We start from the raw sequence: 819 nt of genomic DNA, 5'->3' as shown, positions 1-819 counted from the left end.
AGCTTGCGCACGATGTCTTCCGCGGAGTTCCGCTTCCGTCCAGCCATGTTCTCCATAGTCCTATCCGCCCAGCTCATGGGCAACAAGACTCTAAAACATGATGGCCCCGTTCGCCGGGGACACGCCATACCGCCGAGAGCACGCGCCGCTTATTGGCAACGCGGTCAAAGAGATCGGGTTGTGACGTAGGAATGGTGGCTAGTTGTCTCGCCAACTCCCGACACCGACAACTCATATCTCATTTGCAGTACCTTTATACGAGTCGGTCTAAGACAGCGGTCTCGGTGAAACTATGAGTGGGGAGCAATAGGACCGTATGTACCTGGATAAGCTCATTATTCGCAACTTTCAGTGCTTCGGGCCAAACTCACAGCACATTAAGGTCGACCGTCGCCTCACTGCGTTCCTTGGTGCGAATGCGGCCGGGAAGACCGCAGCTTGTCAGGCTCTGCTGCGTCTGTTCAGCGTTGTACCGGAACAGCGGCAAGTGCGCGTCGAGGATTTCCATGTCCCCCAGAATGAGACGACGATGCCTGCCCTCCGCACCCTGACCGTTGAGGCCGTCTTCGCGTTCCCGGAATTGCAGACTGATGACAAAGGTCAGCCCGATCTCCCAAACTACGAGTGGGATGACGATGAAGACTGCTTCGATGCCGACTCGGTCGAAGATTTCAAGAGCACTGACGGGCGGGCCTGGCAGGTCCCCGATAGTCGGACCACCGCGTTCTAGAGCCACGGTGTGATTGATGTCAGTCGATCGCGCAGCCCACGGGTTGGTGCGTGTGGGTGCATTGGGCAGCGTACTCGGCGGGTGTCAGG

Annotated in this window: 1 protein-coding gene; it reads left to right on the top strand. The window is 57.8% G+C overall.

Going from position 1 to position 819, the window contains the following annotated elements; all coding sequences use genetic code 11:
• Positions 1–316 precede the first annotated feature (316 nt).
• Entirely contained in the window at positions 317–730 is a 414-nt protein-coding gene (locus O1W68_RS21660; protein WP_442972433.1) for an AAA family ATPase, read from the top strand.
• The last annotated feature ends 89 nt before the right edge of the window (positions 731–819 follow it).

This window comes from Rhodococcus sp. H36-A4 (genome assembly GCF_027158005.1).
Taxonomy (GTDB): Bacteria; Actinomycetota; Actinomycetes; order Mycobacteriales; family Mycobacteriaceae; genus Rhodococcoides.
Note: the sequence above shows the minus strand (reverse complement) of the source record. Positions and strands in the feature narration are given on the sequence as shown.